Origin of the sequence: Rhodococcus sp. AD45-ID, assembly GCF_003023755.1 — a bacterium.
GTDB classification, from domain to species: Bacteria; Actinomycetota; Actinomycetes; order Mycobacteriales; family Mycobacteriaceae; genus Rhodococcus_F; species Rhodococcus_F globerula.
The window spans coordinates 1,039,947-1,053,448 of the sequence record NZ_PYHL01000003.1; the positions used below are offsets into that span (position 1 = coordinate 1,039,947).

Here is a 13,502-nt window from a genome sequence, read left to right on the forward strand (position 1 = left end):
ATTTGGTGCAGTACGCGCGACGCTAACGGTTGATCGGTATCTGGCGGCGACGGTGCGCGGCTACCATTTCCGTTATGAGAATTGCAGCAGCAGTTGTGGCAGCAACAATCGTCGTTCTGGGTCTCACCGCGTGCAGTGAGGAACAGACGAACGATGCACAGGACAAGGTCAACAGCGCGATCACCAGTGGGCAGCAGGCTTTCGAGACTGCAAAAGAGTCAGCGGGCAATGCCATCGATCAGGGAAAATCTGCCCTGTTCGTGGCAACGTTCCGCGGTGCGTACGCGCCGTTGGCGGCTGATCGTGATGACGCGGACATCGAGAAGATCCTGACGACAACGTGTGACGAAGTCGCCAAGGGCACCGACGAGGCAGAAGTGAAGGCAGAGATCATCACTCTGGCGGAAAACAACGGAACTGTTCCGACTCAGGAGCAGGCCGACCACATTTTCTCTCTGGCCAAGGCAGCCTGCCCCTGATCGTCAGTCAGCAGCAGCGGGCACCAGGATTGCTGTCCGCTGCTGCGTGACGTCGACGCCAGAACTCGCGCTCGCTCAGAAGCGGCGCATCGGCGTGGTTCCGCCGTGTGTGTTCGACGTACCGGGCGTAGTCCAGATCGCCCATCACCGAACGGATCCACCACAGGATGCCGCGCAGGGTTGTTGCGACGTGTGCAGTCATGATCAGTGCCCACCCGCATGTGCGGCGCCGGGTGCGCGAACTTTACCGGCCTTGATGAGCTCGTCCCATTCCTTCTGAACTTCCTTTTCTGCCGGTGTCGGGATGAAGCTCGCGGGGCCGAAGATCTTCGACGGCTCCTCGGGGGATTCGGTAGTGGGTAGGCCGCCGGCCCTGATTGCCTTGATGCACACGATGATTCCGGCAATAACCACGACGATGACGAGTGACGCGAAGATGATCGACAACGTGCCCTGAATGAACGTGTTGCGAATGACGGCGTCGATTGCTTCGGGAGTCTTCGCGGAGCCGTGCGACGTCTCGCCGGCGGCTTTTGCGTCCTTGAACACGTTGTGCTGAGCCCAGTATCCGATTGCCGGATTGTCGGAGAAGATCTTCTGCCACGACGCCGTCATGGTGACGATCAAGTCCCATACCAACGGAACTCCGGGGATCCAGGCCCACTTGAACAGTCCCTTTTTCATCACGATCGTCATGACCACTGTCAGTGCGATGGCTGCGAGTAGCTGATTGGCGATTCCGAACAGGGGGAAGAGCGTGTTGATGCCGCCGAGTGGATCGGTGACGCCCATCAGCAGGATTGCGCCCCAGGCCGCAACAACGATCAGGGAGCAGAGCCACGCACCGATGCGCCACGACGGATCCTTGAACTTCTTTGCGGGACCGCCGAAGTTACCCAGTGAGTCCGAGAGCATGAACCGCGCAACTCGGGTGCCGGCGTCGATGGTCGTGAGAATGAAGAGCGCCTCGAACATGATCGCGAAGTGATACCAGAACGATTTCAGTGAGTCACCACCGAACACGTCGCTGAGGACTTCGGACATGCCGAACGCCAGCGTCGGAGCGCCGCCCGTTCTCGAGATGATCGATTCCTCTCCGACGGCCTCAGCTGCCTGAGACAGGACGTCGGGGGAGATGGGAGCGATTCCGAGGGGCAGGTTGTTGACGTATTCTGCTGCGGTTTCCGGTGTTCCGCCGGTCAGTGCGGCGGGAGCGTTGAGCGCGAAGTACAGGTGCTGATCGAGGATGCAGGCGGTAACCAGGGCCATGATGGCGACAAACGATTCGGTCAGCATGCCGCCGTAGCCGATCATCCTGGTCTGGCTTTCCTTCTCCAGCAGCTTCGGTGTGGTTCCCGACGCGATCAGTGCGTGGAACCCCGAGAGTGCGCCGCAGGCGATGGTGATGAACAGGAACGGGAACAGCGCGCCGGCAAAGGCAGGGCCCTCTCCGTTGGAAGCGAACGGCGTAACGGCAGGCATGTTCAGTGCTGGTCGCGCAACCAGAATTCCGATGGCCAGCAGGGCAATTGTGCCGACCTTCATGAACGTCGACAGGTAGTCGCGGGGTGCGAGGAGAAGCCACACGGGCAGGACGGAGGCGGCAAATCCGTACGCGATCATCAGCCACGCGATGGTGACCTTGGACAGCGTGAACCAGTCTGCGCCCCAACCGGTATCGGCGACCCAGCCGCCGGAGACGATGGCCAGCAGCAGCAGGACCACGCCGATCAGCGACACCTCGGAGACCTTGCCGGGGCGAAGGTAACGCAGGTAGACGCCCATGAACAGTGCGATGGGGATGGTCATCGCGATAGAGAAGACGCCCCAGGGACTTTCGGCGAGCGCGTTGACAACCACAAGTCCGAGAACGGCGATGAGGATGATCATGATGACAAAAACGCCGATCAGTGCCGCGACGCCGCCGACGAGGCCGAGTTCTTCACGAGCCATCTGACCGAGGCTGCGGCCGCGTCGTTTGGACGAGATCCACAGAACCAGGAAATCCTGTACGGCACCGGCAAAGACGACTCCGATGATGATCCACAGAGTGCCTGGCAGATAACCCATTTGCGCGGCCAGGACCGGACCGACCAGTGGGCCGGCGCCCGCGATGGCTGCGAAGTGGTGACCAAAGAGAACCCGTCGATCCGTCGGCATGTAGTCCGCGCCGTTTTCCATGATTTCGGCAGGGGTGGCGACGTCGTCGCGTGGTTTGACGATTTTGCGTTCGATCAACCGCGCGTAGAACCGATAGGCGATCAGGTAGGTGCAGATTGCGGCCAACACGAACCAGACGGCGCTGATGTGTTCGTTTCGCACTATCGCGATCATGTACCAGGCGAGGCCGCCTACCAGTCCGATGACCAGGAACACGAAGCGCGCAGTCGGTGAGATGGGGGTGCGGTCCACCACGCCGACGGGTGGCAGGTCAGGGTCTGTTTTCAGGTACTCGACATTCGGTTCCGGCGCCGTCGTCAGGCTCATCGTCGAACTCCGTCCACTAGTTCAGATGTGGCCGCCGTCACAGCGGGCCATCTGTCACTGTAGGGCTAGAAGAGTGAATCCGCGCGGCACCTGGCCGGTATTTCAGAATCGATGGGCGTCGGCGTCGATCCAGTCGGTGAGCCAGCTTTGTGGCGGGGAGTCGAGGAGTTCGCCAGGCATGAGCCAGTCGAAGAGATCGGCATACGTCCGGGTTGTGAGGCCGTCGATCCGGCGGTTGAGCATCGCCGGTTCCAGCTGATCGAAGGAGTCGATACCCATCGACGCGATCATCTGTTGCGCGCTTGCGACGGTTGCCTTCTGGAATCGATACACGCGTTCGCTCTTGTCGGGGATGTCGAGGGCGCGGGTGCGGGCCGGGTCTTGAGTCGCAACGCCGACGGGACAGCGGTTGGTGTGGCACATCTGGGCCTGAATACAGCCAACGGCAAACATCATGGCGCGGGCGGCCATCGTGAAATCGGCTCCCTGAATGATGCGTTTGACGATGTCGGAGCCGCTGGCAACCTTGCCGGACGCGCCGACCTTCACGAGACCCCGTAATCCCGTCCCCACCAACGCATTGTGGACCAACATCAATCCCTCGGTCAGCGGCATACCCATGTGGTCCTCGAACTCGACCGGACCTGCTCCGGTTCCGCCCTCGGAACCGTCGACGATGATGAAGTCGGGCGTGACGCCGCGCTCGATCATCGCCTTGCAGATGCCGAGGAACTCACGACGCGAGCCCACACAGAGTTTCAGTCCGACCGGCTTGCCGCCGGACAATGTCCGCAGAGTGTGAACGAAGTCGACCAGTTCGACAGGGGTACTGAATGTGGTGTGCGCAGGCGGCGATATGACGGTCCGGCCGACGGGAACGCCTCGGGTGTCGGCGATTTCGGGGGTGACCTTGACTCCGGGAAGTACCCCACCCAATCCGGGCTTGGCGCCCTGCGAGAGCTTGATCGAGATGGCCTTCACCTGGTCGAGAGCCGCACGCTCGGCAAAGCGGTCCGGATCAAATTGCCCGTCAGCGGTTCGGCATCCGAAGTATCCCGACGCGATTTCCCAGATCAGATCGCCGCCGTGTTTGCGGTGATACGGACTGATGGCTCCTTCGCCGGTGTCGTGGGCAAATCCGCCCTTCGCGGCGCCGGCGTTGAGTGCCTCGATTGCGTTGGCGGACAACGACCCGAAGCTCATCGCGGAGACGTTCAGAAGAGCGATGTCGTACGGTTTGGTGCAATCGCGTCCGCCGAGACGCACTCGCGGAATAGTGTCGGGGGCCTTGCGGGCCCGGATCGAATGTGTCATGAACTCGTAGCCGATTGCATTGACGTCGCGCTCGGTCCCGAACGGTTCCTCGGCCAGAGTGCCTTTGGCGCGTTCGTAGACCAGATCGCGTGTCTCGCGATCGAATGGCGTTCCATCGGTGGATGATTCGACGAAGTACTGCTGAATCTCCGGTCGAATCTTTTCGAGCAGAAAGCGGGCGTGTCCGATGACGGGATAGTTGCGCAGAATGCTGTGCCGCCGTTGACTCAGGTCGTACGTGCCCACCACTGCCAGAGCGAGCGCGACGACAGCGATCACCCACCACCCCGGGACGACGACGCTCGCAAGCGTCGCGGCTCCGAGGCCAACTATCCATATGGCGAGCACGATCAGCATCCGGGTCACACCGCGAGCGTAGGCGCTCACTACGACACGGCAACGCCTGCTTCCGTTAGGTTCTGCAGTAGAGGAACTTAAACCGAATTTTTGGGGGAACGATGACCGAACCGCAGGAACCTAAACCGACTTACGGCGAGACACCGAGTTACGACCAATCGGGCAACGCCGGCCAGCAGTATCAGCAGTACCCGACCGAGCAGTATCCGTCAGGTCAGCAGTACGGCACGCCGCAGCAGTACGCCGCCCCGCAGTCCTACGCGCAGCCTCAATACGGTCCGCCGAAATCGAATGCAGGTTGGGCCGTCGCCGCGATCATCTTCTTCTGGCCCGTCGCGTTTGCCGCGTTCAATCATCTGCACGATATCTACCCGAAGTGGGCGATGGGCGATCACCAGGGCGCGCAGTACGCGTCAGAGCGGGTGAAGAAGCTCGGCCAGATCGCGCTCTTGATTGCCGTCATCGGATGGATTCTGCTGATCGCGTTCTACGTCATCTTCCTGGTCGCGGTCGTGGCGTCCGTCGACAACTACAACTACAACTGATCACCTGCGGCGACGTGACGGTGGGGCGAGTACCCGTCGCGTCGCCGCGAGGCCGTAGAATCCACAGACCGTGAGCCTTACCCTCGGAATCGTCGGACTGCCCAACGTCGGCAAGTCCACCCTTTTCAATGCACTGACCAACAACGACGTGTTGGCTGCGAACTACCCGTTCGCGACCATCGAACCCAACGTCGGCCTGGTCGAGCTGCCCGATCCGCGGCTGCAGAAGCTCGCCGAGATCTTCGGCTCCGAGCGCATCCTTCCCGCGACCGTGTCGTTCGTCGACATCGCCGGAATCGTGAAGGGCGCCTCCGAGGGCGCAGGCCTTGGAAACAAGTTCCTCGCCAACATTCGTGAAGCTGACGCAATCTGCCAGGTAGTGCGCGTTTTCGCCGACGACGACGTCATTCACGTCGACGGCAAGGTCGACCCCGCCTCCGATATCGAGGTCATCGAGACCGAGCTCGTGATCGCAGACATGCAGACACTCGAGAAGGCTCTCCCGCGTCTTGACAAGGAAGCTCGCAAGAACAAAGAGCTCAAGCCGGCCCACGACGAGGCACTCAAGGCTCAGGCCTTCCTCAACGAGGGCACGACGCTCTTCAGCGTCAAGGACAAGCTCGACTTCTCGCTGCTGCGTGAACTGAGCCTGCTCACCACCAAGCCCTTCCTGTACGTCTTCAACGCCGACGAGTCTGTGCTCACTGACGCAGCGAAGGTCGAAGAACTGCGCGCATCCGTCGCTCCGGCCGACGCCGTGTTCCTCGACGCGAAGGTCGAGCAGGAACTCCTCGAGCTGGACGAGGAAGACCGCCAGGAAATGCTCGACTCGATCGGTCAGACCGAGCCCGGCCTGCACGCTCTCGCACGCACCGGCTTCCACACCCTCGGGCTGCAGACCTACCTGACGGCCGGTCCGAAGGAAGCGCGCGCCTGGACCATCCACAAGGGCGATACCGCGCCCCAGGCTGCCGGCGTCATTCACACCGACTTCGAGCGAGGCTTCATCAAGGCTGAAATCGTGTCATTCGACGACCTCGTCGAGGCGGGTTCCATGGCCGCGGCCAAGGCTGCCGGCAAGGTCCGCATGGAGGGTAAGGACTACATCATGGCCGACGGCGATGTGGTGGAGTTCCGCTTCAACGTCTAAATCCTCTGTACTGTCGCAGGGCGATTATGCGCTCGCGTGGGTTATCAGCCGCGCGTATGCATAATCGCCCTGCGGCGTCTGGTCCTCACCCTGCTGGCATCTCGCTGAGCGTCCGACGTGTGACAAACCGCCGCGCTTTCCCCGACAACGGATCGTTGAATTCGAGTTCCCGCGCGAGCAATTGGAGTGGGAGGGAATGATCGTCCGGGGCGTCGGGCAACAGGTCGGGGTATCGCCGGTCGCCCAGGATCCCGGCGCCGAGAGCCGCCAAATGCACCCGCAACTGATGCATCCGTCCGGATTGCGGACGTAGAACCGTGTGCAGCACAGTACGTCCGGAGGCGCTCACGCCCGTCCCTCGCGCCTCGATCATGGTCTCGGAGTTAGGTTCACGGCTGTCGTCGACGAGGACCCGCAACTCGCCGCGCCGAGCTTCGATGTGGTTGCGGTAGACGAGGGGACCGTTGGATTCGCTGAGCCCCGGTGCGCCCTGGACCCACCGGGGCGGTCGCGCCGACACCGCCTCGTAGACCTTCGTGACCTGCCGCTTCTCGAACAGTGACTGGTACGCGCCGCGCGTCGCGGGGCGGGCCGAGAACATCACCACGCCTGCGGTGCCGCGGTCGAGTCGATGGATCGGGGTCAGATCTGGGTTGTCGAGGCGGACCCGCAGTCGGACAAGCGCAGACTCGCGCAGGTAGCGCCCACTGGGGGTGGTCGGGAGAAAATGTGGCTTGTCGATCACGACGAGGTCGTCGTCGACGTGCAGGATCTCCTCGTGGAACGGCACCGGGTCCTCCGCCGGTAACTCGCGGTAGTACCAGACGAACCGGTGCGCGCTGAGCTCGGTGCTCCGGCAGATCGGGTGGCCGTCGATACCCACGAACTCGCCGTCGTCGAACCGCCGATATAAGTTTTCGGCGTCCAGATGGTCGAACTTCGCCACGACGTACTCGGCGATCGTCGCCCACGGCCCGGACGGTGGGATGCGTAGGCGCGTCGGGCCAACTCCGTTCTTGACGGGCAGCGGTGGGGACATGGACACGCAGGTCATCATCCCATCGACTGCTGATCAGCGGTGATTCGGTGTGGGCCTTGACGGAGACGTCCCCGCGGGGACGCCGGGACCAACTCGGAGCGGTGGCCACCCAGAGATTCTCGGTTCAGGAAAATCCGAAGTGCGCGTCTGATTCCTACACGTGACGACCCGAGGCCCTCAGCCGGGACAGCTGTTCGACCAACCTGAGGCGATGTTCTCTGAACCTCCGGACTGCATCACCGTTGCCGGTGAGTTCCGCGTCAGCCAGTAGGTATTCACAGTTGTCCAGCTGATCCGCCAAGGTCATCACCTGAAGTCACCTTTCATCGCCTGAATAAGTACCGATTCAGAATGCGGGCGGGGGACGGCTGGAGACATCCGCTGAACTACCTATCCAGGTACCTATAACGGCGTCCTCGCCATCGTCGGTAACGATCCAGCGACACCTGCGGTCAAAGTTGCGCATGGTTCGCCTGTTGTCGTAGATACTTCACCGGTGAATCCGACAAAACGGACCGTCCTTTCTGCTGTATCGATGGTGATGCTTGTTGTCGCGGGATTGCTGGTCGCGGCCCCGGCCAGCGGCGCTGAGCCGTCGGCCTGGCGGTACACGATGGTGGCGTTCAGCAATGCCAGCGATCGCGACATGGATGTATTCGAGTCCGCGGACGGCACTGGATTCCAACTCGTCAAACCGTCGGCGTATCGGCCCCCGTCCGGGCTGGTACGTGATCCGAGCATCTTCCGGAATACAGACGGAATGTATTACCTCACCTACACAACGGGCGGAACGAGTATCGGCTTCGCACGCAGTAGCGACCGCATCACCTGGACACCTCTGGCGAACTATTCACTCCCGTTCTGCTGTGCCTTCATGCCAGGCACCGGGGACGGCACGGGTTCAGCGAGCCCGCCGGGTTTCTCGGGGTCGGCCGGCTTCAGCGACGGCCCGTCGTTGTCACCGTTCGTCACCAAAGCCTGGGCGCCCGAGTGGTTCGTCGACGGCGGCCGCGTCAACGTCATCGTGTCTATGTCGACCGGTGGAGGATTTGTGCCGTATCTGATGACGGCACTGGAACCGTCGCTGCGGTTGTGGAGCCTGCCTGTTCCGCTCGCCGGGATCGGTGCGGACCACATCGACACCACCGTGGTCAAGGTGGGATCGACCTATCATGCGTTCACCAAGAACGAGACGAAGAAGGTCATCGAGCATGCGGTCGCGCCGTCGGCGACGGGACCCTATTCCTTTGTCCCGCCGGGAGATTGGGGCACCTTGGTGGAGGGCCCAGCCTTGGCTCAGTTGCCGGACGGCACCTGGCGGCTCTATCTCGACGCCTATACCGAGGGGAAGTATCTCTATTCCGACAGCACGGATGGGTTGAGCACGTGGTCTGACGCGCAAGAGCTTCCGGGTCTGTCCGGGACGGTGCGCCATATCGGAGTGATGAGAGAGCCGGCGTAGCGGCGCCTACCCGCAGGGCTGCAGATTCAGGCTGCGGGGACGTGCTCCCTGACGTCCTGAGCCTGTGCCGTCATCCAATCAGCCAGCACTTGGCAGCCCGTGCGTCCGCTGGCGTCGAAGGCCTCGCTCGCATAGCTGACATGCCGGCCGCCACGGGGGTTCCGGATCTGAAAGCGTCGCCAGCTCACAAGGCTCGGTAGGTATCCGAGGACTTCGAGGAAGGCGGTGCGGAGGCGTCGTAGATCTTTGCGCCATTGGCTCGGGCTGAAGCGAGTCTTCTGCGCGTTCTGAAATGTGTTGCTGCGGAGTAGTTCCCACACTTTGTTTGCCCACACTCGCGCTTGGGTGAAGGACATCCAGCCAGTGAGGTCGGCGATATCACGAATGTAGCTGTCGTCGCTGGCATTGCAGATCAAGTCCTGCGGATGCCCGATCCACTTGGCCGGAATCCACGACGGGATTTCCGGGCCGTCGCCGGCAACGCCGTACCCGTCGCAATCTGGGAGAACCCCGACAGGTTGCTGCGGGTCGGAGATCAGCCCGATCCCGATGATGTTGCTGCCGTGCGCTTCTGGTAGGGCGGCGCGAATCACCGAGCATCCCTGGGAGTATCCGATGAGCATGACGGGTCCGCGGACCTCGGCGAGAGCTGCCAAGAGTGCCCGGGCACCCATTTCGGTGCTCCGGCGAAAACTGGAGCCGCCGTCGGCAACAGGTCCGTACGATGCGGGGTAACTCACCCACTTCGCGTCGAACCTATCGTCGAGTTCACGCGTGACCGCGCTCAGTAGTCCGACAACGCGGGTGCGGGTGTCACCGTCGTACGACTCGCCGGTGCCGCCGACTGCAAAAACCGTTACCTCTGTCATGTTCACCATGGTCTACGGCAATTCTGAGAGGTCTGCGATCAAAGCCTGAGAGAACGCTGGCAATCCCGATATCCTGCAGAATCGTTATAAAGGGCGCACCATCAAAGCTATGACGACGGCATATCGCTCTCGGAAGAAGAAGGTTTCCATCGTCGGCGCCGGCAGTGTCGGCACGGCTATCGCCTATGCGTGCCTCATTCGCGGATCAGCGGACATACTGGCCCTCTACGACACAAACGCCGCGAAGGTGCGAGCGGAAGTGCTCGATCTCAACCACGGCACTCAGTTCACCCCACCGTGTTCGGTGGACGGTGGTGACGACATCGCGGTCACCGCAGGGTCCGATCTGGTTGTAGTGACAGCCGGAGCCAAACAGAAACCCGGCCAGTCCCGTCTCGAGTTGGCGGCGGTCAACGTCAAGATCGTGCAGACCTTGACGGAGCAACTTCTCTCGCAGTCGCCCGAAGCAATCATTCTTTTTGTCAGCAATCCCGTCGACATCGCGACGTACGCAGCGGTTCAGGCCGCGGGTCGGCCATACCGGCATCGGATCTTCGGATCCGGGACGGTGCTGGACACGGCACGCCTGCGCTTTCTCATGGCGTCGAAGTTGGGCGTGGCGGTCGAGAATGTGCACGCGTTCATCGTCGGTGAGCACGGGGACTCCGAAATTCCGTTGTGGTCCAGTGCCACCATCGGTGGTGTTCCGGCGACGGCATTTGTGGGGCCTTCGGGGAACGCACTCGACAGTGTGATCCGCGACGAGGTCGCGACCGAGGTGGTGCAGAGCGCGTACAAAATCATCGAGGGCAAGGGCGCGACCAATCTGGCCATCGGATTGTCGAGCGCCTTCATGGTGGAGGTGGTGTTGCGCGACGAGCAGCGGGTGCTGCCGATTTCGACTCTGCAGAACGGGGTGCACGACCTCGAAGGGGTGTGCCTGTCGTTGCCGACGCTGGTTGGTGGTGCGGGAGCCGGCCGAGTCCTGGAAGTACCGTTGTCGGACGGTGAACGCGAGGGTCTCCATGCGTCGGCGCGAGCATTGCGAGACGTTCAACATTCTCTCGGATTGTGAAGTGCTGCCGTGACGTATATCGGGCATATAGGATCGGTTAATGATTAGTTTTCTGATTCGCGCCGCGATATTCCTCGGGTCTGCCGCGGTCGGACTTCTTGTTGCGACGTGGTTGCTTTCGGGGTTTTCGGTGAGCGCGTCGGGTTTCATCACGGCGGTTGTCATCTTTGCGATCGCGCAGTCGGTCCTGTCGCCGTTCATCGCCAAAATGGCTAAGCGCCACGCGCCGGCATTCCTCGGCGGAATCGGGTTGGTCTCGACTTTCGTCGCTCTGCTGATCGCATCGATTTTCGGCGGGCTGACAATCACCGGTGTGTCGACGTGGATTATGAGCACGGTCCTCGTGTGGCTTGTCACGGCCCTCGCGACTCTGCTGCTGCCACTCATCTTCGTGCGTAAGAAAGTTGCGGAGAAGAAGGCTTAGCGATGCACCCGGATATCGGAATGGACTACACAGTCCTGGACTGTCCGGATCCGGCTGCGCTGGCACGCTTCTACGAACAGGTTCTCGGATGGAGAATTGTTCGCGCGGAGGATGATTGGCACGTCATCGAAGGCCTGCCAGGTCAACGACTCGCGTTTCAACTTGCCCCGGGTTTTGTTCCGGTGGACTGGCCGAAGGTGGGTGTGGGAATCCACCTCGATCTCCTGGTAGAGGCTTTCGACCCGGCCGAGGAGTGGGTACTGAGCCTCGGAGCGCAACGCGTCGACGGGATTGCTGAGCATCCGACTTTCCGGGTCTACCGCGACCCGGTCGGCCATCACTTCTGCCTGTGCCTGCGCGATTGAGTTCTGTCTCGACGGCGGCAGCGTCACGGTGGATAATTCCGTCAGACTGATCGCCCCGAGAACTTCTGGAGAGACGACTATGGCTTCACCGAATTCCGACGAGTTTCTTGTCGAACGCTCCGCTGTGATCAATGCGGAGGCTGCCACAGTCTTCGATCTGATCAACGACTTCCACCGCTGGACCACCTGGTCCCCGTGGGAAGGACTGGACCCGGCGATGCAGCGGACATACTCGGGACCGGATTCCGGTGTTGGTGCGTCGTACGCCTGGTCTGGCAACAAGAAGGCCGGTTCAGGCTCGATGAAGATCACCGAAACGGTGCCGGGTAGCCGTGTTGTCTTGGATCTTTCCTTCCTCAAACCGTTCAAAGCGCAGAACGTCACGACGTTTCTTCTCGAACCGCAGGACAGTTCGACTCGGGTGACATGGCAAATGACAGGGAAGAAGAACTTCTTCTTCAAGATTTTCGGATTCATTTTCAGCATGGACAAGATGGTGGGCAAGGACTTCGAGAAGGGCCTTGCACAGTTGAAAGCCGAAGCCGAAAAGGGCTGATGCCGCGGTGGTACCGTCACCCGGTGTTACGGATGACGCCCACCGACGCCCAAACTTTCTGGATTTCGGAAAAGATCCCCAACGATCAACTCCTGCTGTACTGCTTCGAGGGGCAATCGGAATCGCTCGAGGATGTACGACGCGCGGTCCTCGATCGCGCGTCGTCGATTCCGGATCTGTGCGTGCGGATTCGTGAAGTGCCGTGGCATCTGGATTATCCGCTGTGGGAACCGATGCCGGTCGACCAGTCGTTGGTCGTGACGCATCGACTTCCCGACTCTTCGTGGGAGCAGTGCATCAACGCGATCGAGGTGTTGCTCGAGAACCACGTCAATCCGCGCGCGACACCCTGGCTGCTGCATCTTTTCGAAGGCGTGCACGGCGCACCGCGCTGCGACGGCCCTGCGTTGATTGCCGTTCTGCAAGTGGCTCATTCGCTGGCGGACGGCAAGCGGGCGAGTGCTGTTGCCCGCACGCTGTTCTCGGCAGACGAGCCGAAAAGCACAGAGATCGACAGACGCTCGATCAGTTCGGTAGAAATACTCGCCCGGGCGGCACTGCGCCTGCCCGGCCAGATCTACCGACTGTTTCGCGACGGCCGCGCGGGTCATCAGGCTCAGCTACAACTCCAGGCCGATACCGAGTCGGGAGTTGTTGCGCCGCAGGCCCCGAACCGTCCGAAGGTTACCTCGAACATCGCCCCGGATGCGCACAGGCTTGTTAGGATGGTTGTGCGCGACGCGGCAGATCTCCGAGCCGACGGGGTCTCCGTGACAGTGGGGGCGATGACGGCTATCTCGGTGGCCATGACCAAGTACCTGCTGGCCGCCGATGGCGTCGTTCCTCCTGAGCTGGGTGCAGAAGTCACCATCGCGAAGGACGGAAAACCGAAATCGCGCAACCACTTCCGCAACGCAGGTGTCGGTTTGTTTCCGGAGGTGACCGATCTTCGAGAGCGCGCCGACCGCATCACCGAATCCCTGGCCGAGCGCCGGGTGCGAGCAGCACACCCGTCCAGCGCGGCGTCGGACCGGGCACTCGAGGCTGTGCCGGGGCCGCTGATTCGTTGGGGCGTGCAGCAATACGACTTCACGGCGATTCCCGAGACGGTGACGGGTAATGCGGTGGTGTCGAGCGTTGCTCGCGGAGCCGCGGACTTGGTGTTCGGCGGCGGAACCGTGCGATTCACGGCAGGGTTTCCGAGCCTGTCGCCGGTCATGTCACTCACACACGGTGTCCACGGAATCGGTGACACCGTGACCATCAGCATCACAACCAGTCCGTCGGCGATTGCGGATATCGATCACTACGAACAGTTGATGCACGACGCGATCGACGAGGTGCGCGATACCTTTGCGCGGCGGGTCTGATGTACTGGCA

General features: G+C 61.6%; 14 protein-coding genes. 9 read left to right on the forward strand and 5 right to left on the reverse strand.

All coding sequences use genetic code 11. The annotated features are described in order from the left end of the window. Positions 1–74 precede the first annotated feature (74 nt). The gene (locus C7T36_RS29035) at positions 75–479 is read left to right on the forward strand and encodes a hypothetical protein (protein WP_045069408.1); all 405 of its coding nucleotides are present in this window, start codon (positions 75–77) and stop codon (positions 477–479) included. Between the two features lie 7 nt (positions 480–486). Here C7T36_RS29035 and C7T36_RS29040 read toward each other — a convergent pair whose 3' ends face one another. The 3 genes from C7T36_RS29040 to C7T36_RS29050 all read right to left on the reverse strand — a co-directional run bounded on the left by C7T36_RS29040 (position 487) and on the right by C7T36_RS29050 (position 4,646). Beyond that, entirely contained in the window at positions 487–681 is a 195-nt protein-coding gene (locus C7T36_RS29040) for a YbdD/YjiX family protein (protein ID WP_045069418.1), read from the reverse strand. A 2-nt stretch (positions 682–683) separates the two neighbouring features. Next, positions 684–2,966: a carbon starvation CstA family protein gene (locus C7T36_RS29045; protein WP_033234490.1), complete on the reverse strand. Its 2,283-nt coding sequence runs from the start codon at positions 2,964–2,966 to the stop codon at positions 684–686. Positions 2,967–3,068: 102 nt separating this feature from the next. Beyond that, positions 3,069–4,646 (reverse strand): FMN-binding glutamate synthase family protein, encoded by a 1,578-nt coding sequence (locus tag C7T36_RS29050; protein ID WP_045069882.1) that lies wholly within the window; start codon positions 4,644–4,646, stop codon positions 3,069–3,071. Positions 4,647–4,738: 92 nt separating this feature from the next. Here C7T36_RS29050 and C7T36_RS29055 point away from each other — a divergent pair, with 92 nt between their 5' ends. Both C7T36_RS29055 and ychF read left to right on the forward strand, forming a co-directional pair. After that, the gene (locus C7T36_RS29055) at positions 4,739–5,182 is read left to right on the forward strand and encodes a CD225/dispanin family protein (RefSeq protein WP_033234489.1); all 444 of its coding nucleotides are present in this window, start codon (positions 4,739–4,741) and stop codon (positions 5,180–5,182) included. 70 nt (positions 5,183–5,252) lie between these two features. Then, complete coding sequence (gene ychF, locus C7T36_RS29060) at positions 5,253–6,332, forward strand: redox-regulated ATPase YchF (RefSeq protein ID WP_033234488.1); 1,080 nt, start codon at positions 5,253–5,255, stop codon at positions 6,330–6,332. Positions 6,333–6,417: 85 nt separating this feature from the next. Here ychF and C7T36_RS29065 read toward each other — a convergent pair whose 3' ends face one another. Further along, positions 6,418–7,389 carry a pseudouridine synthase gene (locus tag C7T36_RS29065; protein ID WP_045069423.1) on the reverse strand — a complete coding sequence of 324 codons (972 nt, stop codon included), beginning with the start codon at positions 7,387–7,389 and terminating at the stop codon, positions 6,418–6,420. Positions 7,390–7,906: 517 nt separating this feature from the next. Here C7T36_RS29065 and C7T36_RS29070 point away from each other — a divergent pair. After that, positions 7,907–8,833, forward strand: a complete 927-nt coding sequence (locus C7T36_RS29070; RefSeq protein WP_045069425.1) for a glycoside hydrolase family 43 protein — start codon at positions 7,907–7,909, stop codon at positions 8,831–8,833. A gap of 26 nt (positions 8,834–8,859) precedes the next feature. Here the strand turns inward: C7T36_RS29070 and C7T36_RS29075 are convergent, their stop codons facing one another. Continuing rightward, a complete protein-coding gene (locus C7T36_RS29075; protein WP_045069885.1) occupies positions 8,860–9,702 on the reverse strand; it encodes a PE-PPE domain-containing protein in 843 nt (280 codons plus the stop codon). A gap of 109 nt (positions 9,703–9,811) precedes the next feature. Between C7T36_RS29075 and C7T36_RS29080 the strand changes: the two genes are divergently transcribed. The 5 genes from C7T36_RS29080 (at position 9,812) to C7T36_RS29100 (ending at position 13,492) form a co-directional block, all read left to right on the forward strand. Continuing rightward, positions 9,812–10,777: an L-lactate dehydrogenase gene (locus C7T36_RS29080; protein WP_045069427.1), complete on the forward strand. Its 966-nt coding sequence runs from the start codon at positions 9,812–9,814 to the stop codon at positions 10,775–10,777. Positions 10,778–10,817: 40 nt separating this feature from the next. Continuing rightward, positions 10,818–11,201 carry a phage holin family protein gene (locus tag C7T36_RS29085; protein WP_033234484.1) on the forward strand — a complete coding sequence of 128 codons (384 nt, stop codon included), beginning with the start codon at positions 10,818–10,820 and terminating at the stop codon, positions 11,199–11,201. 20 nt (positions 11,202–11,221) lie between these two features. Then, positions 11,222–11,566 (forward strand): VOC family protein, encoded by a 345-nt coding sequence (locus C7T36_RS29090; RefSeq protein ID WP_258190642.1) that lies wholly within the window; start codon positions 11,222–11,224, stop codon positions 11,564–11,566. Positions 11,567–11,645: 79 nt separating this feature from the next. After that, positions 11,646–12,122 (forward strand): SRPBCC family protein, encoded by a 477-nt coding sequence (locus tag C7T36_RS29095; protein ID WP_045069432.1) that lies wholly within the window; start codon positions 11,646–11,648, stop codon positions 12,120–12,122. Positions 12,123–12,154: 32 nt separating this feature from the next. Further along, positions 12,155–13,492, forward strand: coding sequence for a WS/DGAT domain-containing protein (locus C7T36_RS29100; protein ID WP_045069887.1), 1,338 nt, complete (start codon positions 12,155–12,157; stop codon positions 13,490–13,492). Positions 13,493–13,502 lie beyond the last annotated feature (10 nt).